This window comes from Variovorax sp. V118 (assembly GCF_041154445.1).
In the GTDB taxonomy this organism is placed as follows: Bacteria; Pseudomonadota; Gammaproteobacteria; order Burkholderiales; family Burkholderiaceae_C; genus Variovorax; species Variovorax boronicumulans.
Window position 1 is genome coordinate 95,330 of record NZ_AP028663.1, and the last position, 19,409, is coordinate 114,738.

19 protein-coding genes are annotated in these 19,409 nt (G+C 68.9%); 5 read left to right on the forward strand and 14 right to left on the reverse strand.

Annotated elements, in window-relative coordinates:
• From ACAM52_RS00440 to ACAM52_RS00450, 3 genes are read right to left on the reverse strand one after another with little or no spacing between them, the layout of a single operon-like run.
• The gene (locus tag ACAM52_RS00440) at nucleotides 1–948 is read right to left on the reverse strand and encodes a 3-hydroxyacyl-CoA dehydrogenase NAD-binding domain-containing protein (protein WP_369645771.1); all 948 of its coding nucleotides are present in this window, start codon (nucleotides 946–948) and stop codon (nucleotides 1–3) included.
• Nucleotides 945–2,153, reverse strand: coding sequence for an ABC transporter substrate-binding protein (locus ACAM52_RS00445; RefSeq protein ID WP_369645772.1), 1,209 nt, complete (start codon nucleotides 2,151–2,153; stop codon nucleotides 945–947). The genes ACAM52_RS00440 and ACAM52_RS00445 overlap by 4 nt, the downstream gene beginning before the upstream one ends.
• Before the next feature lie 33 nt (nucleotides 2,154–2,186).
• Nucleotides 2,187–3,107 (reverse strand): 3-keto-5-aminohexanoate cleavage protein, encoded by a 921-nt coding sequence (locus ACAM52_RS00450; RefSeq protein WP_369645773.1) that lies wholly within the window; start codon nucleotides 3,105–3,107, stop codon nucleotides 2,187–2,189.
• A gap of 154 nt (nucleotides 3,108–3,261) precedes the next feature.
• Between ACAM52_RS00450 and ACAM52_RS00455 the strand changes: the two genes are divergently transcribed.
• Both ACAM52_RS00455 and ACAM52_RS00460 read left to right on the forward strand, forming a co-directional pair.
• On the forward strand, nucleotides 3,262–3,642 hold the full coding sequence (locus ACAM52_RS00455; RefSeq protein WP_369645774.1) for a DUF1090 domain-containing protein: 381 nt from the start codon (nucleotides 3,262–3,264) through the stop codon (nucleotides 3,640–3,642).
• Between the two features lie 11 nt (nucleotides 3,643–3,653).
• Complete coding sequence (locus tag ACAM52_RS00460; protein ID WP_062470280.1) at nucleotides 3,654–4,364, forward strand: Crp/Fnr family transcriptional regulator; 711 nt, start codon at nucleotides 3,654–3,656, stop codon at nucleotides 4,362–4,364.
• A gap of 40 nt (nucleotides 4,365–4,404) precedes the next feature.
• Here the strand turns inward: ACAM52_RS00460 and ACAM52_RS00465 are convergent, their stop codons facing one another.
• Complete coding sequence (locus ACAM52_RS00465) at nucleotides 4,405–6,207, reverse strand: NAD(P)/FAD-dependent oxidoreductase (protein ID WP_139704753.1); 1,803 nt, start codon at nucleotides 6,205–6,207, stop codon at nucleotides 4,405–4,407.
• Nucleotides 6,208–6,443: 236 nt separating this feature from the next.
• Between ACAM52_RS00465 and ACAM52_RS00470 the strand changes: the two genes are divergently transcribed.
• Both ACAM52_RS00470 and ACAM52_RS00475 read left to right on the forward strand, forming a co-directional pair.
• Nucleotides 6,444–7,091: a TetR/AcrR family transcriptional regulator gene (locus ACAM52_RS00470; RefSeq protein ID WP_369645775.1), complete on the forward strand. Its 648-nt coding sequence runs from the start codon at nucleotides 6,444–6,446 to the stop codon at nucleotides 7,089–7,091.
• On the forward strand, nucleotides 7,088–8,302 hold the full coding sequence (locus ACAM52_RS00475; RefSeq protein ID WP_369645776.1) for a glycosyltransferase: 1,215 nt from the start codon (nucleotides 7,088–7,090) through the stop codon (nucleotides 8,300–8,302). The genes ACAM52_RS00470 and ACAM52_RS00475 overlap by 4 nt, the downstream gene beginning before the upstream one ends.
• On the opposite strand, the gene ACAM52_RS00480 is transcribed toward ACAM52_RS00475, so the two are convergent.
• The 3 genes from ACAM52_RS00480 to ACAM52_RS00490 all read right to left on the reverse strand — a co-directional run bounded on the left by ACAM52_RS00480 (nucleotide 8,299) and on the right by ACAM52_RS00490 (nucleotide 11,410).
• Complete coding sequence (locus ACAM52_RS00480) at nucleotides 8,299–10,251, reverse strand: sigma-54-dependent Fis family transcriptional regulator (protein WP_369645777.1); 1,953 nt, start codon at nucleotides 10,249–10,251, stop codon at nucleotides 8,299–8,301. The two genes, ACAM52_RS00475 and ACAM52_RS00480, sit on opposite strands and share 4 nt — an antisense overlap.
• A 162-nt stretch (nucleotides 10,252–10,413) precedes the next feature.
• Nucleotides 10,414–10,638, reverse strand: a complete 225-nt coding sequence (locus ACAM52_RS00485; RefSeq protein ID WP_070061404.1) for a 4-oxalocrotonate tautomerase family protein — start codon at nucleotides 10,636–10,638, stop codon at nucleotides 10,414–10,416.
• Between the two features lie 31 nt (nucleotides 10,639–10,669).
• Entirely contained in the window at nucleotides 10,670–11,410 is a 741-nt protein-coding gene (locus ACAM52_RS00490; protein ID WP_369645778.1) for an SDR family NAD(P)-dependent oxidoreductase, read from the reverse strand.
• A gap of 107 nt (nucleotides 11,411–11,517) precedes the next feature.
• On the opposite strand from ACAM52_RS00490, the gene ACAM52_RS00495 reads away from it, so the two are divergent.
• The gene (locus ACAM52_RS00495; protein WP_369645779.1) at nucleotides 11,518–12,429 is read left to right on the forward strand and encodes a LysR substrate-binding domain-containing protein; all 912 of its coding nucleotides are present in this window, start codon (nucleotides 11,518–11,520) and stop codon (nucleotides 12,427–12,429) included.
• 16 nt (nucleotides 12,430–12,445) lie between these two features.
• Here ACAM52_RS00495 and ACAM52_RS00500 read toward each other — a convergent pair whose 3' ends face one another.
• The 7 genes from ACAM52_RS00500 to ACAM52_RS00530 form a co-directional block, all read right to left on the reverse strand.
• Entirely contained in the window at nucleotides 12,446–13,147 is a 702-nt protein-coding gene (locus tag ACAM52_RS00500; protein ID WP_070061401.1) for an ABC transporter ATP-binding protein, read from the reverse strand.
• Nucleotides 13,147–13,899 carry an ABC transporter ATP-binding protein gene (locus ACAM52_RS00505; protein WP_095743073.1) on the reverse strand — a complete coding sequence of 251 codons (753 nt, stop codon included), beginning with the start codon at nucleotides 13,897–13,899 and terminating at the stop codon, nucleotides 13,147–13,149. The genes ACAM52_RS00500 and ACAM52_RS00505 overlap by 1 nt, the downstream gene beginning before the upstream one ends.
• On the reverse strand, nucleotides 13,896–14,879 hold the full coding sequence (locus ACAM52_RS00510) for a branched-chain amino acid ABC transporter permease (protein ID WP_369645780.1): 984 nt from the start codon (nucleotides 14,877–14,879) through the stop codon (nucleotides 13,896–13,898). The genes ACAM52_RS00505 and ACAM52_RS00510 overlap by 4 nt, the downstream gene beginning before the upstream one ends.
• Nucleotides 14,876–15,748: a branched-chain amino acid ABC transporter permease gene (locus ACAM52_RS00515; protein WP_062470301.1), complete on the reverse strand. Its 873-nt coding sequence runs from the start codon at nucleotides 15,746–15,748 to the stop codon at nucleotides 14,876–14,878. Before ACAM52_RS00515 ends, ACAM52_RS00510 begins: the two co-directional genes overlap by 4 nt.
• Before the next feature lie 105 nt (nucleotides 15,749–15,853).
• Entirely contained in the window at nucleotides 15,854–17,029 is a 1,176-nt protein-coding gene (locus tag ACAM52_RS00520) for an ABC transporter substrate-binding protein (protein ID WP_369645781.1), read from the reverse strand.
• Entirely contained in the window at nucleotides 17,026–17,850 is an 825-nt protein-coding gene (locus ACAM52_RS00525; RefSeq protein WP_369645782.1) for an alpha/beta fold hydrolase, read from the reverse strand. Before ACAM52_RS00525 ends, ACAM52_RS00520 begins: the two co-directional genes overlap by 4 nt.
• Nucleotides 17,847–19,400, reverse strand: coding sequence for a benzoate-CoA ligase family protein (locus ACAM52_RS00530; protein WP_369645783.1), 1,554 nt, complete (start codon nucleotides 19,398–19,400; stop codon nucleotides 17,847–17,849). The genes ACAM52_RS00525 and ACAM52_RS00530 overlap by 4 nt, the downstream gene beginning before the upstream one ends.
• Nucleotides 19,401–19,409 lie beyond the last annotated feature (9 nt).

Below are 19,409 nucleotides of genomic sequence, written 5' to 3' on the forward strand. Positions count from 1 at the left end.
TCAATCCAGCGTACCCGTCTCGGCCTTGGCGCGAATCAGGTTCAACAGCAGGGTGTCGCGCGCGGCTTCGAGGTCGGCGGTGTGGCGCGTGCCGAGTTCTTCGTCCACGCCTTGCACCACCTGCTGCTTCAACGCGTGCGTCATCGACGGCGCGCCCAGGTCCTTCCACCAGTCTTCGATGGGCCCGCCCAGGTGCGCCAGCAGATGCTCGATGCCGCCCGCGCCGCCCGAGAGGTGAAGGTTCATGAACGGTCCCATCACGGCCCAGCGCAGGCCGGGGCCGTGCGCGATGGCGGTGTCGATGTCGGCCACGCTGGCTACGCCTTCGTTGACGAGGTGGAACGCCTCGCGCCACAGCGCGGCTTGCAGCCGGTTCGCGATGTGGCCTTTCACCTCGCGCTTCACGTGGATCGGCCGCTTGCCGATGGCCGCGTAGAAGGCCATCGTGCGGGCGATGGCGTCGGGCGAGGTCTGCTCGCCGCCGATCACCTCCACCAGCGGAATCAGGTGCGGCGGGTTGAACGGATGCCCCAGCACCACGCGCTGCGGGTGCGCGCAGCCCGACTGCACGCCACTGATCGCCAGGCCCGACGAGCTCGACGCGAGGACCGTCTCCGGCGGTGCGGCGGCGTCCATGCGGCGGAACAGGTCGATCTTGAAATCCATGCGCTCGGGGCCGTTCTCCTGCACGAAGTCGGCCACGGCCACGGCGTCTTCCAGGCTGTCGTGAAAGCGCAGGCGATCGACCGAGGCGCCCTCGGCCAGGCCGAAGCGTTCCAGCGTCGGCCAGTGCTGCGCCACGGCGGCGCGCAGCCGGTCTTCGGCGCCGGGCGAGGGGTCGGTCGCGTTCACGTCGAGCCCGTGCGCGAGGAAATGCGCGGCCCAGCTCGCGCCGATCACGCCGGTGCCGACGACGGCGACGCGCTTCACGTCGGTGGTGAGGTTCATGCCGATTTCCACCGCGCGCAGCGGCTCTCCGTCTTGGTGGTCCACGCGGCTTCGCCGGGGATGTTCTCGATCACCTTGTAATAGTCCCACGGCTCCTTCGACTCGGCTGGCGTCTTCACCTGCATGAGGTGCATGTCGTGCACCATGAGGCCGTCGTCGCGCAGCCAGCCGCCCTTGACGAACATGTCGTTGAACTTGGTCTTGCGCAGCTGCGCCATCACCTTGTCGGCGTCGTCGCTGCCCGCGGCCTTCACGGCCTGCAGGTACTGCAGTGCGGCGGAGTAGTCGCCGGCATGGAAGGAGGAGGGCATGCGCTTGTGCTTGTCGAAGAAGCGCCGCGCCCAGGCGCGCGACTCGGGGCTCTGGTTCCAGTACCAGCTGTCGGTGAGGTACATGCCCTGCGAAGCCTTCAGGCCCAGCGCGTGCACGTCGTTGATGGTGATGATCATGCCGGCGAGTTTCATGTTCTTGCTGATGCCGAACTCCGCCGCCGACTTGATGGCGTTCACCGTGTCGCCGCCTGCGTTGGCCAGGGCCAGCACCTGCGCCTTCGAGCTTTGCGCCTGCAGCATGAACGACGAGAAGTCGCTCGCGCCCAGCGGGTGCTTCACCGAACCCGCCACCGTGCCGCCGCTGGCCTGCACGGTCTTGGTGGCATCGCCTTGCAGCGCGGCGCCGAAGGCGTAGTCGGCCGCCACGAAGTACCAGCTCTTGCCGCCGGCCTTGACCACCGCGCTCGCCGTGCCGCGCGCCATGGCCACGGTGTCGTAGGCGTAGTGCACGGTGTAGGGCGAGCAGTATTCGTTGGTGAGGCTGGACGCGCCCGAGCCCACCACGAAGTACGGCTTCTTCTTGTCGGCCGCCACGCCGGCCATGGCAATGGCCGCGCCCGAGTTCACGCCGCCGATCAGCATGTCGACCTTGTTCACGTCGAACCATTCGCGCGCCTTGGCGGCGGCGATGTCGGGCTTGTTCTGGTGGTCGGCCGTGACCAGCTCGATCTTCTTGCCGTCGATGGCGCCGCCCATGTCGGCGATGGCCATGCGGATCGCCTCGGCGCCGGCCGGGCCGTCGTAGTCGCGGTACAGGCCCGACATGTCGCTGATGAAGCCGATGCGGATGGTGTCGTCGGACACCTGGGCCGATGCGCCCGATGCGAATGCGGCGGCGAGTGCGAGAGCCAGGGCGGTGCGGGGAATGTTCATGTGCGTGTCTCCGTTCGTTGTTCTCGTGCGTCTTCAGCCCAGCGCGAACTCGGGCCGCGGGCCGCCCACGCGCGGCAGGCCCATGATCTGGCGCGCCTCGGCCGGCGTCGCCACTTCCATGTCGAGCTCGCGGATCACGCGCACGATGCGCTCGGTGAGCTGCACGTTGGTGGCCAGCTCGCCGTGGCGGAAGTAGAGGTTGTCTTCCAGCCCCACGCGCGCGTGGCCGCCCAGCAGCAGCGCCGCCACGTTGGCCTCGAGCTGCGACATGCCGATGCCGCTCACGCCGAAGATGGCGCCCTTGGGCAGCGTGTCGACCATCATCTGCAGGTTGCGCGGCGAGTACGGCATCGCGTTCTGGAAGTTGCGGTGCACGTTCATCACCAGGTTGATGAAGTAGGGCTCGTCGTCATGGCCTTCCTCGATCAGCGTGGTCGTGTCCTGCAGGATGTGCGTGGGGCTGAACACCTCCCACTCGGGCTTGATGCCGCGCGCCTTCATGCCGGCGGCCAGCTCGCGCCCGCGCGTGATCGGCGTGTCCATCAGGATCTGCTTGCCCTCGAAGCTCAGGTTGAGCGTGGTGGCGTCCAGCGTGCACATCTCGGCGCCGGCGTCCATGCCCTTGATGCGCTCTTCCCATGCGATCTCCCAGCGATCGCCCGCCAGCGGTTTCACCATGTCGCCGTGCACGCCGCCGCCGGTGGAGTTGTTCAGCACGATGTCGCTGCCGAGCGCGCGGATGCGGCTGTTAATGTCGCGGTACACCTCGGCGTTGCAGGTGGCGCCGTCGTCGGGGCGGCGTGCGTGGATCGCCACCACGCTGGCGCCGGCGTTCCAGCAGCGCAGCACGTCGGCGGCGATCTCGGCGGGCTGGGTGGGGAGGTGGGGGTTCTGCGACTTGTGCGCCATGCCGCCGGTGGGGGCGATGGTCACGATCACTTTGCGCTTCGACATGCTCGGGAACTCCTGGTGTCTTTCATGGGGGCGCGCCATTATTTTTTGGAGTGCGTTTGTACTCAGTCATCGCGACGACATTCAGGGGCAGGGTTTACGCGGCGCCAGCCGCTAAAGTCGCCCCTGCGCCGTTGCGCACACAAGGAACCTCTCCATGAAATTTCTGCCCCTCGTGCTGGCCGCCGCAGCCGCGTTCACCGCCCTCGGCGCCGCCGCGCAACCCGCCGGCCCCGCCACCTGCGACGCCAAGCGCGAAGCCATCGGCCGCGACATCGAGATGGCCCAGTCCAAGGGCCAGAAGCAGCGCGTGCGCGGGCTCGAAACCGCGTTGGCGGAAGTGAACCGCCACTGCACCGACGCCAAGCTGGCGGCCGAGCACCAGAAGCGCATCCGCGCCCAGGAGCGCAAGGTGGCCGAGCGCGAGCGCGACCTGCGCGCGGCGCAGGAGAAGGGACGCGCCAGCAAGATCGCCGACCGCGAGAAGAAGCTGCACGAGGCGCAAGCCGAGCTGCAGCAGCTCAAGGGCGCGCAGTAAAAAAAGACAGCATGCCCTCGACCAAGCCGGCGATCCCCGCGGCCTCCCTGACCATTCCCCAGCTGCTGCAGGGCTCGGCCTGGTTTCCGCTGCTCGACGTGGGCGCGGGCGAGCGCGTGCTCGACGAGATGCGCGAGGTCGAGGTGGCCGCCGGCGCCGCGCTGTGCCGGCGCGGCGACACGCCGCTGCACTGGTACGGCACGCTCGAAGGGCTGCTCAAGTGGTCGATCACCTCCAGCGACGGCCGCTCGGTCACGCTGGGCGGGCTGTCGGTGGGCAGCTGGTTCGGCGAGGGCACGCTGCTGCGCGCCGTGCCGCGCTCGGCCGACATCATTGCGCTGCGGCCCAGCCGCGTGGCGCAGCTGCCGCTGGAGACCTTCGAGTGGCTGCACCGCACGCAGCGCGGCTTCGATCACTTCCTGCTGCAGCAGATCAACGAGCGGCTGCACTGGTTCATGGGCAGCTACGCCGCGCACCGGCTGCTCGACGCCGACAGCCAGGTGGCGCGCGCGCTGGCCGGCCTGTTCCACCCCTGGCTGCACCCGGGCAGCGAGCCGCACCTGCAGACCTCGCAGGAAGAAATCGCCAACCTGTCGGGCGTGTCGCGCCAGCGCTGCAACGCGGCGCTCAACCGGCTGAAGGAGGCCGGGTTCCTGCACATCGAGTACGGCGGCATCACCGTGACCGACCTCGAAGGCTTGCGCCGCTTCATCCAGGAGTGAATGACTCCCTCTCCCCGAAGGGAGAGGAAGCCGAAGCCGCTCAGCGCTTGTGGTGCGACGCCGCCAGCTCGTACACCGGCGTGTCGATCCCTTCCATGCGCGCCTTCAGCTGCAGCGCCAAAAACTGCGAGTAGTGGCGCGACTGGTGCAGGTTGCCGCCGTGGAACCACAGCTGGGGCACCTGTGTCGGCTTCCACATGTTGCGCAGCTCGCCCTCCCACGGACCCGGGTCCTTCGGCGTGTCGGAGCCCAGGCCCCAGCACTTGCCGACCTTGTCGGCGGTCTCGGGCGAGATCAGGTCGGCCAGCCAGCCGTTCATCGAGCCGTAGCCCGTGGCGTACACCAGCAGGTCGGCCGGCAGCTCGGTGCCATCGGTGAGCGTGACCGAGCGTTCGTTCACGCGCTCGATGTTCACGCCGCTCTTGAGGTGGATGCTGCCGTTGGCCACCAGCTCCGAGGCGCCCACGTCGATGTAGTAGCCCGAGCCGCGCCGCAGGTACTTCATGAACAGGCCCGAGCCGTCCACGCCGAAGTCGAGCAGGAAGCCGGCCTTCTCCAGCCGCGCGTACAGGTCGGCGTCGCGCTTCTTCATCTCCTCGTACACCGGGATATGGAAGGTGTGCATGATCTTGTAGGGCACCGAGGCGAAGATCAGGTCGCCCTTGTGGTGGTCGATGCCGCTCTTCACCGCTTGCTCGGAATACAGCCCGCCCAGCGCCAGCTCCATGAGCGACTGCGAGGGCGCGATGTGCGTGGACGAGCGCTGGACCATCGTCACGTCGGCGCCGTGCTCCCACAGCGCCGCGCAGATGTCGTGCGCCGAGTTGTTCGAGCCCAGCACCACGCACTTCTTGCCCGCGTAGGCCTCGGGCCCGGGGTGCTGGCTGGAGTGGTGCTGGTCGCCCAGGAAGTTCTCGGCGCCCGCCACCTTCGGCACGTTCGGGTAGCCCGACACGCCGAGCGCGAACACCAGCTGCTTCGGGCGCAGCGTCACGGGCTTGCCTTCGCGCTCCACCTGCACCTCCCAGCGCTGCGTGGCCTCGTCGAAGCGCGCCTTGGTCGCGTTCGTGGAACTCCAGTAGTTGAGCTCCATGATCTTCGTGTACATCTCGAGCCAGTCGCCGATCTTGTCCTTGGGCGCGAACACCGGCCAGTCGTCGGGGAAGGGCATGTAGGGCAGGTGGTCGTACCAGACCGGGTCGTGCAGGCACAGCGACTTGTAGCGCTTGCGCCAGGAGTCACCGGCCTTGGCGTTGCGCTCCACGATGATCGTCGGCACGCCCAGCCGCCGCAGCCGCGCCCCCAGCGCGATGCCACCCTGGCCGCCGCCGATGATCACCACCTCGGGCTGCTCGGTGTAGCCCAGCGCAGCCTCTTCGTCGCGGCGCTTCTCGAGCCAGTTCTTGCGGCCCTTGTGCACGCCGTGCTCGGCGCCCTTGATGCGGTTGTCGCCGGTCTTTTCCTCGAAGCCCTTCAGCTCGGTCATGGTGGTGAGCAGCGTCCAGGCCTTGCCATTGCGCAAGCGCAGGTGGCCGCGCCCGCGCGCCACGCGCGTCTCGAAGCCGAACCACGCATCGACCACGCCGTCGGCCTCGGTCGCCTCGCCTTCGAGCGCGAAGGCCGTGGGCTGCGTGTCGGCCAGGCGCGCCTGCAGCATCGCGCGGATGGCGCCCGCGCCTTCCTGCGTGCGGATGTTCCAGGTGAACGCGACGAGGTCGCGCCAGTAGCTGTCGGCCTCGAACAGCGAGACGGCCGCATCGATGTCGCCGCGTGCGAGCGCGGCGGCGAAGTCGGCCAGCCATTGGGCGGCGGCCCGGGTGGGGCCGGTGGTCGGGTCTGTCATTGCATGTCTCCGTTGTGTCGTTGAACGAATCGAATCGAATCGAATCGCGGCGCGGCAAGGCGCACGCAGGGTTCGTGGCGCAGCTTTCGTGCCGTGCGGAGGGCGACGAAGAATCAAGGGGTTGGCGGCGGTTTTGTCGCAGGCGGCTGTCGCTGTCTCACCGAGACTGAGACGATGCATGAGAATCTGAACGACGTATAAAATTGGACGACGTTCAAATTCAAGGGCCCCGAACCGTGATCGAACCAGACCCCCCAGGCCGCCGCGAGCGCCGCCGCACCCAGACGCTCGACCACGTCGCCGCCACCGCCATGCGCCTGTTCGAAGCCCAGGGCTACGACGCGACGACGATGGAGCAGATCGCGCAGCAGTCCGACGTGGCCAAGGGCACGCTCTACAACCACTTCCCGACCAAGGAAGCGATCCTGGCGCACTGGGTGCACCTCGAACTCGTGGTCGATGCGCAGCGCCTGCACGAGGCCATCGACCCGAAGGCGGGCTTCACGGCGCAGCTCACCGGCCTGCTCGACGCCTCGGCCGAATGGTCCGAGCGCTACCGGGCCTACCTGCTCGACTACTTCCGCTTTCGTTTCCTCAACATCGAGAGCGAACTCGGCGGCGGCGACCGCGGCACGCCGCGCGACCTGTCGGGGCTGCTCGAAGCGCTCATCGCCGCCGCCCAGCAGGCCGGCACGCTGCGTACCGACGTCTCGGCCGCGCACCTCGCGAGCCTGCTGCACCACCTGTACTTCGGCGCGCTGATGCGTTGGCTCACGCTGCCCGGCCTCGTGCTGCGCGACGAGTTCGCGGTGGTCGTCGAGCTCTTCGTCGGCGGCGCGCGCCCGGCCCCGAAGCCATCCGCTGCAAGGAGGCGTGCCCCATGAAACTCGCCGTGCTCACCTACGGCACCGAGGGCGACGCGCGCCCGCTCGCCGCGCTGTGCCGCGCGCTGGACGACGCAGGCCATGCGTCGGTGCTGCTGGCGGACGCGACCACGCTCGGCGCGGCCGAACGGCTCGGCGTGCGCTCGCAGGCGCTGGCCGGCGACATCCGGCAGGCGCTCGGCGGCGTCATCGCGCAGGGCGACAAACCGGCTGCCGCCGCCAAGGCGCTCGCGGACATCGCCAATGCCAACGCCACGCCCTGGCTGCGCCAGACCATCGAGGCCGCGCAGGGCTGCGACGCGATCGTCTGCGCGGGGCTCGCGGCCTTCGTGGGCCTGTCGGCGGCCGAGGCGCTGGGCGTGCCCGCCATCGGCGCGGGCATGTTCCCGCTCACGCCGACGGCCGCGTTCGCCTCGCCCTTTCTGCCGCCCGCCCGCGTGCCGCGCTTCTTGAACCGCGCGAGCCACCACCTCGTCAACGGGCTGCTCTGGCGCGCCTTCCGCCCGGCCGTGAACGCCGCGCGTGCCGAGGTGTGCGGCCTGCCGCCGCGCCGCGGCCTGTGGACCACGCACCCCGCGCTCTACGGCTATTCGCCGAGCCTGCTGCCGCGCCCCGCCGACTGGCCCGCCAATGCCGCCGTGTGCGGCCAGTGGCTCGCGCCCGCGCCCGACTGGCAGCCGCCGGCGGCGCTGCGCGACTTCCTCGCGGCCGGCGAGGCGCCCGTCTACATCGGCTTCGGCAGCATGACGGGCTTCGACAAGGCGCGGCTGCTCGCGGCCCTCGTCGACGGCATGGCCGGTCGGCGCGCGGTGCTGCATCCCGGATGGAGCGGCCTCGAAGTGGGGCAGCTGCCGCCGAACTTCCACGTCATCGGCGACACCCCGCACGACTGGCTGTTTCCGCAGATGGCGCTGGTGGTACATCACGGCGGCTCGGGCACCAGCCACTCGGCCGCGCGCGCGGGCGTGCCGTCGGTGGTCGTGCCCTTCGCGGGCGACCAGGCGTTCTGGGCGCACCACCTCGCGCAGGCGGGCGTGGCACCGCCTGCGGTGGCGGGTGCCCGGTTCGGCGCCGACGACCTGGCGCGCGGCATCGCCTTCGCGCACGACCCGCAGGTGCGCGCGCGGGCCCGGGCGCTGGGCGAACGCATGCGCGCGGAAGACGGCCTGGGCACGGCCGTGCGCGCGATCGCGCAGATCCTGAGGCGTTAACCGCGCTGCGGCGCCACGATGCCGAAGCGCTTCATGTGGCGGTACGCGGTGGCGCGGCTGATGCCGAGCGCCTGCGCGGCCCGCGCCACATGCCAGCGGTGGCGCTGCAGCGCGTCGAGCAGGCGCGTGGCGTCGGCGGCGCTGTCTTCATCGTCGACCGTGGAAGGCATGGCGTCGCGGTGGTCGAGCGACGGACGATGCGGCGCCAGGCGCAGCTCTTCGGGCGTGATGCTCGCGCCCGTGCAGAGCGCCAGCGCCAACCGCAGCACATTGCGCAACTCGCGCAGGTTGCCCGGCCAGTCATGCGCCATCAGCCGCAGCATTGCCGCCTCCGACAGCCGCGCGGTCGAGCCCATCGCCGCCGCCTCTTCATGGAACATCGCTTCGATCAGGTAGCGCCGGTCGCGCCGCGCGCGCAGCGGCGGCAGCTTCAGCACCGCGCCGCACAGGCGGTAGTAGAGGTCCTCGCGAAAGCGCCCGGCCGCGACCAGCGCCGACAGGTCGCGGTGCGTGGCCGCCACCACCGCAAGGTCCACGCGCTGCGGCGACTCGGCGCCCAGCGGCAGCACCTCGCCTTCGGACAGCACGCGCAGCAGCCGCGTCTGCAGCGCCATCGGCATGTCGCCAATCTCGTCGAGAAACAGCGTGCCGCGGTCGGCCTGCGCGATCAGGCCCTTCATGCCCTTGGCGCGGCCGCCCGTGAAGCTGCCGGGCGTGTAGCCGAAGAGCTCGCTCTCGATCAGCGAATCGGGAATGGCCGCGCAGTTCACCGCCACGAAGGGCAGCGCCGCACGCCGGCTCGCGCCATGCAGCGCGCGTGCCAGCACCTCCTTGCCGCTGCCGGTCTCGCCCTCGACCAGCACATGGATGCCGCGGTCCACGAGCCGGCGCGCCTGCGCGATCAGCTGCTGCATGGCAGGGTCGTCGTCGCCCGCGATGCGTTCGAGCGGCGGCAGGCGGTCCGAAGGCTGGGGCGCCGGTGATGTGGATGCAGTGACCGGCGAGCGCCGCAGGCGCGGCGCGATCAGCGAGGCGTGGTACTCGCCGCCGCCGGGCAGCAGCACCGTGTGCGCAAACGGCAGGGCCGACGCGCCGCCGTTGCCCAGGCGCCAGATCGCGTCCATCGGCAGGTGCAGCAGCTCCGACACCGCGCCGCCCAGCAGCGGTGGCTGGCGCCCCGAGAAGACCTCGCGCGCGCCCCCGTTGGCGCCCACCACCGTGCCGCCTTCGTCGAAGGCCAGCATGACTTCGCCCGCCACGTCGACCAGCCCGAAGGCGCTGCCCAGCCGCAGGATCCAGTGGCCGCGAAAGTGCCGCAGGAAGTCGGCGTCCTCGATCATCCGCGCGTAGATCGACACCAGGTGGCGCACCAGGTGCTGGCTCTCGCGCGCCTCGGGCGAGCGCAGCGCCGACACGTCGAGGATCGCCGTGAGCTTGCCGCTGTGGTCGAACAGCGGCGCCGTCGTGCAGGTGAGCGCGATGTGCGTGGCGTCGAAGTGCTCGGTCTGGTGGCAGGTCATCGGCTGGCGCTCGATGAGGCAGGTGCCCACGCCGCAGGTGCCGGCGTGCGCCTCGTTCCAGTCGGCGCCCAGGTACAGGCCGGCGCGGCGCAGCTGGTCGTCCCAGGCCGGGTTGCCGATGTAGTCGACCGTGATGCCCTCGGCATCGGTCAGCAGCACCATGTAGCCCAGCTCGGCCACGCGGCGGTAGATGTCTTCCATGCCCGCGCGCGCGGCGCGCAGGAAGTGCTCGAGCTGCTGCTGGTGCACGCGCACCTCCTGCGCCGGCAGGATGCGCGCGGGCGTCGGCCGCGACGGATCGAGCCCGTGGTCGCGCACGCAGCGCGCCCACGACTTGTGCACCAGGCTCGCCGCCGGATCGGCCCGCAGCGCCGTGCCGGTGGCGATCGAATAGACGTTGTCGATGTGGCGCGATTGCAGGGACGTCATGCGCAGCCTCGTGCGTGGAGTGGGCGCGGCACGGGGAGGGGCTGCGCAGCCGGACATGATTCGGCTGTCGCGCTGTCGCAGGACAGAGGTGAAACCCGGTGGAACGGACGTGTTACTCCCCCTCACATCGAGGGCAATGCCGCGCGATCCGCCGCCATTGCTTCACTGCGGCGGCTTCGCACGCTCGGCCAGCCGCTTGCGGTACTCGGTGGTCGTCAGGCCCGCGAAGCCCCAGTCGTCGGTGTCGATTTCCTCGATCACGATGTGCGTCCATTCCGGCGGCTTCTTCAGCACCCGTTCGAGCGTTTCCGTGAACTCGGCAATGACCTGGGTTTTCTGTTCGCGCGTGACGCCGTCGCGGGTGATCTTCAGGTTGATGAAAGGCATGGTGTGCTCCTTGGGTGAATGACTGAGGTGATTACCACTTGCCGGTGCTCATGCCGCCATCCACCGGCAGCACCACGCCCGTCGTGAAATCGGCGCTCGTGAGGTAGAGCACCGCATCGGCGATCTCCTGCACGGTCGCGATGCGGCCGGCGGGTGCCAGGCCGTTGAGGAATCCGTGCTGCTCGGGCGTGTACAGCGGCGTGTCCACGATGCCGGGTGCCACCGCATTCACCTTGACGTTGTGCGGTGCGAGTTCGAGCGCCAGCGCGCGCGTCGCTGCATTGATGCCGCCCTTGATCAGCACCGGCAACACGGCCGGCACCTGCTGGTTCGGCTGCAGCGCGATGCTCGCCGTGATGTTGACGATGTGTCCCTGGCGGCGCGCGACCATGTGCTTTGCCGCGGCCTGCGAGGCGTAGACGAAGCCCTTGAGGTTCGTGGCCACCATTTGGTCGAGGTCGTCTTCGGTGTAGTCGACGAAAGGCTTCGCGTTGAAGATGCCCGCGTTGTTGACGAACACGTCGACCTGGCCGAAGCGCGCCACGGCGCGGTCGACGAGCTGCTGCGCCGTGTCGCGGCGGCCGATGTCGCCCGCCACGCCGAGAAGGCGCGCCGGGTTGCCGAGCTGCTTCGCGGCGGCTGCGAGCCGCTCTTCGGTGCGCGCATTCGCGACCACGTTGAAGCCGCGCGCGAGGTACGCCTGCGCAAGGCCCAGGCCGATGCCGCTCGAGGCACCGGTGATGACCACGGTGAGGGAAGAGTTGTCCTGCATGTCGGTTCTCCAGGGAAGTTGATGACGTGGGGAGAACTGTATTGATGACAGCGAAACAGATAAATCACTAGACTCGAACTTCACTTGATACACAAGGTAATCAATCCATGCAGCGGCAGTTCGGCGACATCCTTCTGGGCAGCATCGAGTTGTTCTGCCTCGCTGCGGAGAGCGGCGGCTTCACCTCGGCGGCACTCGCGGCCGGTGTGACGCCGGCGGCCGTGAGCCGATCGATCTCCCGGCTCGAGAAGCGGCTGGGATTGCGGCTTTTCGTGCGCACCACGCGCAGCGTGCGGCTCACCGACGCGGGCCGCTCCTACTTTGCACAGTGCCGACAGGCGCTGGCGCAGCTCGCCGAGGCCGAGCGCGAGGTGATGGGCCAGCAGGTGCTGCCTTCGGGCATGCTGCGCATCAGCGTGCCGACCACCTACGGCCACCACCGCATCCTGCCGATGCTGCCGGCGTTTCGCGAACGCTTTCCCGACATCCGGCTGCACGTGCACCTGAGCAACCGCAACATCGATTTCGTGGAAGAGGGCTACGACATGGCCGTGCGCGTGCGGGCCCAGCCCGACTCCACGCTGATTGCGCGGCACCTCGAGGATGCGGACCTGGTCGTGGTCGCCACGCGCAAATACCTGAGGAAGGCCGGCACGCCGCGCACGCTGGACGACCTCGCCGCGCACGAGTGCATCCAGTTCGAGCTGCCCAGCAGTGGCCGCCGCATCTCATGGCTCTTCAAGGAGAACGGCAAGGACCGCGAAGTCTTCGCGGACAGCGCCTACAGCTGTTCCGACGACGTGCTTGGCGGCGTCACGCTCGCGAAAAGCGGCGCCGGGTTGTTCCAGACCTACCGCTTCGTCGTGGAGAAGGAATTGGCGGACGGCTCGCTCATCGAGGTGCTGAAGCCCTTCGCGGGTCGTTCGCGGCCCTACACGCTGCTGTACCCGGACGGGCGCCACGTGCCGCTGCGCATGCGGGTGTTCATCGATTTCCTGATGGCGCAGCGGACCGGGTGACGCCCGCCACGCATGCTCACACGCCCAGCAGTTCCTCCAGCACCGTCGGCTCGGCCAGCAGATCCGCCGACGCCCCATGCCGCACGATCTGCCCCTTCTCCATCACCACCGCCAGGTCGGTGTGCGCGAGCACCTTGCGGTAGTCGCGGTCGACGATCAGCGTGGCGATGCCCGTCGCGCGGATCTCGCTGATCACGCGCCAGATCTCGGCCACGATCAGCGGCGCGAGGCCTTCGGTCGCTTCGTCGAGGATCAAGAGGCGCGGGTTGGTCATGAGCGCGCGGCCGATGGAGAGCATCTGCTGCTCGCCGCCCGACAGCTGCTGGCCGCCGTGCGAGAGCCGTTCCGACAGGCGTGGGAAGGTGGCCATCACGCGGTCGAAGGTCCAGGCGCGCTGGCCGTCGATGCCGGCGCGTTCGCTCATCACGAGGTTCTCGCGCACCGACAGGTTCGGGAAGATGCCGCGCCCTTCGGGCACATAGCCGATGCCCAGGCGTGCCATCTTCTCGGGCGGCAGGCCGGTGACGGTGCGGCCGTCGACCTGCACTTCGCCTGAAGCGGGCCGCACGTAGCCCATGATGGTGCGGATGAGCGTGGTCTTGCCCATGCCGTTGCGCCCGAGCAGGCCGACCGAGGTCGCCGCCGGAATGCCGGCATGCACGCCGCGCAGGATGTGGCTGTTGCCGTAGTAGGTGTTGAGGTCGCGAACGATCAGCATCAGTGTTGCTCCTCGCCGAGGTAGGCCGTGCGGACCTCGGGGTTCTCGCGAATTTCTTGTGGGTTGCCCGTGGCGATGACAGTGCCGTTCACCATCACCGTGATGCGGTCGGCGATGCGGAACACGGCGTCCATGTCGTGCTCCACCAGCAGGATGGCGTGCGTGGCCTTCAGCCGCGCGAGCAAGGTGAGCATGCGGTCGGTTTCTTCGGCGCCCATGCCGGCGAGCGGTTCGTCCAGCAGCAGCACGCGCGGGTGGGTGGCCAGGCACATCGCCACTTCGAGCTGGCGCTGCGCGCCGTGGCTCAGCGTGCCGGCGACGCGCCGGGCTTCGGCCGTGAGGCCGGCGGCTTCGAGCGCGGCATCGGCCGAGGCATTGCTGGTGGCGCAGCGCTGCGACGACTGCCAGATTGCCCAGGGCTTCGCCGTGGCGGCCTGCGCGGCGAGGCGGCAGTTCTCGTGCACCGTGAACTCCGGGAAGATGGTGGTGCGCTGGTAGCTGCGGCCCACGCCGTCGCGGGCGCGGCGCGACTGCGCGCGCGCGGTGATGTCCACGCCGTCGAGTGCGATGCGGCCTTCGGAGGCCTCGATCTCGCCCGAGAGCATGTTGATGAGCGTCGACTTGCCGGCGCCGTTGGTGCCGATCACCGCATGCACCTCGCCGATGTGCAGGTCGAGCGTGACGGCGTTGACGGCGGTGAGGCCACCGAAGCGGCGCGTGAGCTTGTCCACGGACAGCAGTGCGGTGGTCATGCGCCTCCCTTCGGCGACAGGCGCTGCACCAGGCCGATCAGGCCCTTGGGCAGCAGCGCAACGAACACGATGATGGCAATGCCCAGCGTGAGCTGCCAGTGGTCGGCCAGCGGGCCCATCACGGCGTGGGTGGAGAAGATTTCCTTCAGCAGCGTGAAGGCCACGGCGCCGATCACCGCGCCGCGCAGGTGGCCGAGGCCGCCCAGGATCACCATCAGCAGCACCTCGCCGGAGTTGTGCCAGGCCATCAGCTCGGGGTTGACCACGCCGTCGCGCGAGGCCAGCAAGAAGCCCGCAAGCCCGGCCAGCGCGCCCGCGAGCACGAAGGCCGCGAGTTTGTAGCCGTACACCGCGAAGCCCGCCGCGCGCATGCGCTGCTCGTTCACGCGGATGCCCGCGAGCGCCGCGCCGAAGCGCGAGCGGCGGATGAGCGCCAGCAGGCCGTAGGTGAACACCAGCGCCGCCAGCACCACGTAGAACAGCACCGTGCGGTTCTCCATGTCGAGCGCGCCGAGGGCCGGGCGCACGTACAGGTAGATGCCGTCGCTGCCGCCGCCGACCTTGGTGTCGTGGAACACGAAGAAGGCCATCTGCGCAAAGGCCAGCGTGACCATGATGAAGTACACGCCGCGCGTGCGCAGGCTCAGCGCGCCCACGAACAGCGCATACAGCGCCGCCGCGCCCATCGACAGCACGAGCAGCACTGCGAAGTTGCCGCCCTCGTTGCCCGAGGCCAGCACGGTGACGTACGCGCCGATGCCGTAGAAGGCCGCGTGGCCCAGGCTCACGAGCCCGGTCATGCCCACCAGCAGCTCCAGGCTGAGCGCGAAGATCGACAAAATCATCACCTTGACGATGAAGTCCGACGCGTAGTTGCCCAGCAGCGGGCCGGCCACGCCGAGCGCGATGGCGCACAGCACGGGCACGATGAAGGCACCACGCCGCGGCGACGAAGGTGCGGATGCAACCACCGGGTTCATGGCCGCCTCCCCATCAAGCCTTCGGGCTTCCAGATCAGCACGATGGCCATCAGGAGGTAGATGCCGATTCCCGCCAGGTCGGCGAAGAACACCTTGCCGAAGGTGTCGACAAAACCCACCAGCAGCGAGGCCACGAGCGCCCCGGTGATCGAGCCGATGCCGCCGATCACCACCAGCACGAAGCAGATGATGAGCACGCTCGCGCCCATGTTGGGGTACACCGACGACATCGGCGCGGCGATCATGCCGGCCAGCGCCGCCAGCGCCACGCCGGCCGCGAACACGATGCGGTACAGCCGCTTCACGTCGATGCCCAGGCCGCGCACCATGTCGCGGTTGCTGGCACCGGCGCGGATCATCATGCCCAGGCGCGTGCGGTTCACCACGTAGTACAGGCCCACGGCCAGCACGATGCAGGCGGCCGAGGCAAAGAGGCGATACCACGGGTAGCTCATGACGTTGCCCAGCGCGAAGCTGCCGTCCAGCCACGCGGGCACCTTCACGCCGTGCACGTCGTTGCCCACGAAGATGGAGCGCAGTTCCTCGAACACCAGGATGAGTCCGTAGGTCATGAGCACCTGCTGCAGGTGGTCGCGCTGGTAGAGGTAGCTGAAGAAGGCCCACTCCAGCACGTAGCCGAAGATCGCGGCCAGCACCACGCCGGCCACCAGCATCAGCAGGAACTGGTCGCCGAACAGCGGCGCCAGCGAGAACGCCATGTAGGCGCCGATCATGTAGAAGCTCCCGTGCGCGAGGTTGATGACGCCCATGATCCCGAAGATCAGCGTCAGCCCCGAGGCCACGAGAAAGAGCAGCAGGCCGTACTGAACGGAGTTCAGGCACTGCACGAGAAAGGTTCCGAAATCCACCGTGAGATCCCAGTTGGTTGTGGTTGCCGCAAGGCGGCTCGCAGCCCCGTGAAATGGATCGGGGCCGCGAGGGAACGAGAGAGAACCGAAGGCCCGTGGCCCGGCTTACATCCGGCAGCCGCGGGCGGGGTCCGAGAGGCCCTTGATGGCCGTGCTCACCAACTTGTTTTCCTTGCCCTCGACCTTGCGCAGGTAGATGTCCTGCACCGGGTTGTGCGACTTGCTTACCGTGAAGGTGCCGCGCGGGCTGTCGATCTTGGCCTTCTCGATCGCGCCCGTGAACTCGGCCTTCTTCGAGATGTCGCCCTTGGTGGCGGCCAGGCCCACGCCCAGCATCTGCGCGGCGTCGTAGCCCTGCACCGCGTACACGTCGGGCTGCAGCTTGAACGACTTGGCGTACGCCACGCGGAAGGCGTTGTCGCGCGGGGTGTTCAGGCCATCGGCGTAGTGCAGCGTGGTGAGCATGCCTTGCGCCGATTCGCCCTGCGCGTCGAGCGTGCCGTCGGTCAGGAAGCCGGGGCCGTACAGCGGGATGGTCTTGTTCAGGCCGGCGGCCTGGTAGTCCTTGACGAACTTCACCGCGCCGCCGCCCGCGAAGAAGGCGTACACCGCATCGGGCTTGGCCGCCGCGATCTCGGTCAGCAGGGCCTGGAACTCCACGTTGGGGAAGGGCAGGGTGAGCTGCTTGTCGACCTTGCCGCCGTTTTTCTCGAAGCCTTCCTTGAAGCCGTTGACCGACTCTTCGCCGGCCGCGTACTTCCAGGTGATGGTCATGACCTTCTTCTTGCCCTGCTGCTTGGCCGCCACTTCGCCCATGGCGAACGCCGGCTGCCAGTTGCTGAACGAGCTGCGGAAGATGTTGGGCGCGCACATGGGGCCCGTCACCGCGTCGGCGCCGGCGTTGGGCACGATGAGCACGGTGCCGCTTTCCTTGGCGGCCTTGGCCATGGCCATGGCCACGCCCGAGTGCACGGTGCCCACGATCACGTCGACGTTGTCGCGCTTGATGAGCTTGTTGACGTTGTCGGTGGCCTTGGCCGGGTCGGACTCGTCGTCGACCTTGAAGTATTCGATCTCGCGGCCGGCCAGCTTGCCGCCCTGCTGTTCCACGTAGAGCTTGAAGCCGTTTTCAATGGCCACGCCCAGGGCGGTGTAGGTACCGCTGTAGGGCAGCATGAGGCCGACCTTGAGCTTGCCGGTGCCTTGTGCGCCGGCCGCGGAGGCCAGGGCGGCGAGGGCGATGGCCGTGAGCGCCAGGCGCGCGGTGCGAAGGTTCGTCATGGTGTCTGTCTCCTGTTGTTGGTGATGAAAGAAGCGGTCGCGACGATGACACGATCCGGCTGATCGCGATGCGGGGAATGCCCGCATTCAGGGATTTCGAGCAGCTCGCAAATCCCACCGACGCGCGGTGCGATGTCGCGGATCTGCGCGAGCGTGCCGTACTCGTCGTCGATGCCCTGCACCGCGAGCACGGGGCAGCGGATCGTGGCCAGCTCGGCCTCGATGTTCCAGTCGCGAAAAGGCGGGTGCAGCCAGATGCGGTTCCAGCCCCAGAAGGCCGAGTCGGCGCTGTCGTGGTAGCGGCCGAGCTTGGCGGGCAGGTCGGTCGTGCGGTAGGCGGTGCGCGCGATCTCGATGTTCGCGACGGTCTTGTCTTCCACGAAGATGTGCGGCGCGAGCACCACGAGGCCCGCGACCCTGTCGGAAAAGCGCGAGGCGTACAGCAGCGAGATCGAGCCGCCGTCGCTGTGGCCGAAGAGCCAGGGTTTTTCGTCGCCGAGCTTCAGCGCGTCGAACAGCGCGGGCAGCACCTCGTGCGCCTGGCGGTGCATGAAGTCGACGTCCCAGATCTCGTCGTCGGCGCGCGGCGTGGAGCGCCCGTAACCGGGGCGCGAGAAGACGAGCCCGCGCGCGCCGGCGGCCTCGCACACTTGGGCGGGAAAGTCCTTCCACATCGCGACGGAGCCCAGGCCCTCGTGCAGGAACACGATGAGCGGAGCGTCGGCGCCGCGTTCGGGGGCGATCCACTGGCACTCGATGCGCACGGTGCGCCCGCGCCAGTCGATGGTGGCGAAGTCGGTGGCAACCGTCGGCGTGCTCATGCCTGCTTCTCGCGTTCGCGCAGCCGGAAGCGCTGGATCTTGCCGGTGGCCGTCTTCGGCAACTCGCTCACGAACTCCAGGAAGCGCGGGTACTTGTAGGGCGCCAGGCGCTCCTTCACAAAGGCCTTGAGCTCGTCCTCGGTGGCCGCGGCGCCGTCCTTCAGCACGACGAAGGCCTTGGTCTTCGTGAGCCCGTCGGCGTCGTCCTTGCCGATGACGGCGGCCTCGAGCACGGCGGGGTGCTGCATCAGCGTGGCCTCGACCTCGAAGGGCGAGACGTAGATGCCGCTGACCTTGAGCATGTCGTCGCTGCGGCCCGCATAGGTGAAGTAGCCGTCGGCGTCGCGCGTGTACTTGTCGCCGCTCTTGGTCCAGCCGCCCTGGAAGGTGTCGCGCGATTTCTCGCGGTTGCACCAGTACATGAGCGCGGAGCTCGGGCCGCGGATGTACAGGTCGCCCACCTCGCCGTCGGGCACGGGGCGGCCATCTTCGCCGCGCAGCTCGACCTCGTAGCCGTCCACCGGCTTGCCCGTGGTGCCGTAGCGCACGTCGCCGGGGCGGTTGGAGATGAAGATGTGCAGCATCTCGGTCGAACCGATGCCGTCGATGATCTCGCAGCCGAAGTGCGCCTTGAAGCGCTGCGCGATCTCGCCGGGCAGTGCCTCGCCAGCCGACGAGCACATGCGCAGCGCCACGGCTTCGCGCGCGGGCAGCTTCGGCGAGGCGAGCATGCCCGCGAAGCCGGTGGGCGCGCCGAAGAACACGGTGGGCTTGTGCTCGGTCCAGCGGCGGAAGGTGGCATCGGGCGTGGGCCGCTCGGCCATCAGCACGACGGTGGCACCCACCGACAGCGGGAAGGTCAGTGCATTGCCCAAGCCGTACGCGAAGTACATCTTGGCGGCCGAGAAGCACACGTCGTCTTCGATGAGGCCGAGCACGGGCTTGCCGTAGAGCTCGGCGGTCCACCACAGGTTGGCGTGCGTGTGCACCGTGCCCTTGGGCTTGCCGGTGGAGCCGGAGGAATAGAGCCAGAAGCCGGGATCGTCCGACGCGGTGAGTGCGGGGGCGGCCAGCGGCTCGACGGCGGCGAGCGCGGCTTCGAACTCTTGTGCGCCCTCGGGCAGCGGGCCCGTCGGTTGCGACACGAACAGCGTCTGCACTTCATGACCGCCGCGCGCCATCGCATCTTGCAAGGTCGGCAGCAGCGCGCCCGACACCAGCACCGCCTGCGCGCGGCTGTGGTCGAGCATGTAGGCGTAGTCGTCGGGCGTGAGCAGCGTGTTCACCGCCACGGGCACGATGCCTGCGTAGAGGCAGCCCAGGAAACTCACGGGCCAGTCGTTGCCGTCGAGCATGAGCAGCAGCACGCGCTCTTCGCGGCGGATGCCCGCGGCCTTCAGCGCGGCGGCCAGGCGGCGCGCGCGGTCTTCGAGCTGGCCGTAGCCCAGCGTGCCGCGGTCGTCGATGTAGGCGGTGCGTGCGGCGCGGCCGCGGTTGAGGGCGAACAGGTGTTCGGCAAAGTTGAATCGTGCGGGCAGGCTGCTGTTCATCGTGTGTCT

Bases quoted from the DNA above. Each gene is read 5' to 3' on its own strand.
- ACAM52_RS00530 (WP_369645783.1), bottom strand. From the start codon at position 19,400: ATGAACAGCAGCCTGCCCGCACGATTCAACTTTGCCGAACACCTGTTC.
- ACAM52_RS00495 (WP_369645779.1), top strand. From the start codon at position 11,518: ATGCAGCGGCAGTTCGGCGACATCCTTCTGGGCAGCATCGAGTTGTTC.
- ACAM52_RS00500 (WP_070061401.1), bottom strand. From the start codon at position 13,147: ATGCTGATCGTTCGCGACCTCAACACCTACTACGGCAACAGCCACATC.
- ACAM52_RS00455 (WP_369645774.1), top strand. From the start codon at position 3,262: ATGAAATTTCTGCCCCTCGTGCTGGCCGCCGCAGCCGCGTTCACCGCC.
- ACAM52_RS00505 (WP_095743073.1), bottom strand. From the start codon at position 13,899: ATGACCACCGCACTGCTGTCCGTGGACAAGCTCACGCGCCGCTTCGGT.
- ACAM52_RS00440 (WP_369645771.1), bottom strand. From the start codon at position 948: ATGAACCTCACCACCGACGTGAAGCGCGTCGCCGTCGTCGGCACCGGC.
- ACAM52_RS00465 (WP_139704753.1), bottom strand. From the start codon at position 6,207: ATGACAGACCCGACCACCGGCCCCACCCGGGCCGCCGCCCAATGGCTG.
- ACAM52_RS00450 (WP_369645773.1), bottom strand. From the start codon at position 3,107: ATGTCGAAGCGCAAAGTGATCGTGACCATCGCCCCCACCGGCGGCATG.
- ACAM52_RS00485 (WP_070061404.1), bottom strand. From the start codon at position 10,638: ATGCCTTTCATCAACCTGAAGATCACCCGCGACGGCGTCACGCGCGAA.
- ACAM52_RS00520 (WP_369645781.1), bottom strand. From the start codon at position 17,029: ATGACGAACCTTCGCACCGCGCGCCTGGCGCTCACGGCCATCGCCCTC.
- ACAM52_RS00480 (WP_369645777.1), bottom strand. From the start codon at position 10,251: ATGACGTCCCTGCAATCGCGCCACATCGACAACGTCTATTCGATCGCC.
- ACAM52_RS00510 (WP_369645780.1), bottom strand. From the start codon at position 14,879: ATGAACCCGGTGGTTGCATCCGCACCTTCGTCGCCGCGGCGTGGTGCC.
- ACAM52_RS00490 (WP_369645778.1), bottom strand. From the start codon at position 11,410: ATGCAGGACAACTCTTCCCTCACCGTGGTCATCACCGGTGCCTCGAGC.
- ACAM52_RS00475 (WP_369645776.1), top strand. From the start codon at position 7,088: ATGAAACTCGCCGTGCTCACCTACGGCACCGAGGGCGACGCGCGCCCG.
- ACAM52_RS00460 (WP_062470280.1), top strand. From the start codon at position 3,654: ATGCCCTCGACCAAGCCGGCGATCCCCGCGGCCTCCCTGACCATTCCC.
- ACAM52_RS00445 (WP_369645772.1), bottom strand. From the start codon at position 2,153: ATGAACATTCCCCGCACCGCCCTGGCTCTCGCACTCGCCGCCGCATTC.
- ACAM52_RS00525 (WP_369645782.1), bottom strand. From the start codon at position 17,850: ATGAGCACGCCGACGGTTGCCACCGACTTCGCCACCATCGACTGGCGC.